The organism is Agrobacterium sp. Ap1, assembly GCF_017313375.1.
Lineage (GTDB): Bacteria > Pseudomonadota > Alphaproteobacteria > Rhizobiales > Rhizobiaceae > Neorhizobium > Neorhizobium cellulosilyticum.
In genome coordinates this window covers 1-1060 of the sequence record NZ_JAFLMY010000071.1, presented here as the reverse complement: position 1 = coordinate 1060, position 1060 = coordinate 1, and the positions used below count along the sequence as shown (strand labels likewise).

Sequence of the window (1060 nt, the reverse complement as noted above, 5' to 3'; positions counted from 1 at the left end):
TTCTGCGCCTTGGCAACGGAGGCTGTCGCAGCATCGGCCACTGCCGGTGCGTATTTCTGCATTTCGGAGAGAACCTGTGCGGCACCGAACATAAAGATGCCCGAGTTCCACAGGAAGCCGCCGGCGGAGAGCATGGCGGCGGCCTTGTCTGCATCCGGCTTCTCGACAAAGCGTTTCACAGCCTTGGCGCCGTCGCCAAGATCCTTGCCGACTTCGATATAACCGTAACCGGTTGCCGGCTCGGTCGGCATGATGCCGAAGGTGACGAGCTTGCCGGCCTTGGCAGTCTTGAATGCGATGTCGATCGCTTCCTGATAGCTTTCGCCGGAGACGATCTCATGATCGGAAGCAAGAACCTGGATGATGGCGTCATCGCCGAATTTCTTCATCACGAATGCGGCGGCGGCCGCGACGGCCGGTGCCGTATTGCGCGCAGTCGGCTCCAGCAGCACGCCGGAGAGCTTTATGTCCAGTTCGCGGGCCTGCTCGGCGACGAGAAAGCGAAAATCCTCATTGGTGATGACGAGAGGTGCTTCATAGTAGCTGCTGTCGGAAATGCGCTCCAACGTCTTCTGGAACAGGCTGAGATCATCGGTGAACTGGATGAACTGTTTTGGCGCGCTCGCACGCGAAAGCGGCCAAAGACGTGTTCCCTTGCCACCCGCCATGATTACCGGAATGATCTTGTCAGTCATGCTTGCCCCGCCTTGTGCCGTTCTGTGTTCAGTGCCGGAATTGTCTTTAGATATTGCGTTCGGTCGCAAAGCGCCGGATCAGCGCCAGGCCATCTTCAAGCAGCGCCGCAGCAGCCTCTTCCGTCCGCGCCTCAACATAGCAACGCATTTCGGGTGCATTGCCCGATGGACGCAAATGGATGATGCGGCCGTCCTCAAGGGTGACCCTCAAACCGTCGATATCGCTTTGCTTTGAAACTTTGCCGAGCGACGACAGGAAAGTCTCGAGGTTTTTGTCCGATTGCCTGAGATATTCCATCAGTGCGGAACTCGTCTCGATCGGAAAATTTTCCAGCCGGTCCGCCATGGCAACCGGCATCCGGAAA

General features: G+C 57.7%; 1 protein-coding gene and 1 pseudogene. Both read right to left on the bottom strand.

Annotated elements, in window-relative coordinates:
- On the bottom strand, positions 1-695 hold a 695-nt coding region (locus tag JZX87_RS31010), incomplete at its 3' end, for a mannose-1-phosphate guanylyltransferase (RefSeq protein ID WP_286195235.1).
- A 46-nt stretch (positions 696-741) separates the two neighbouring features.
- Positions 742-1060: pseudogene (locus JZX87_RS31005) on the bottom strand (phosphomannomutase); the annotation flags it as partial.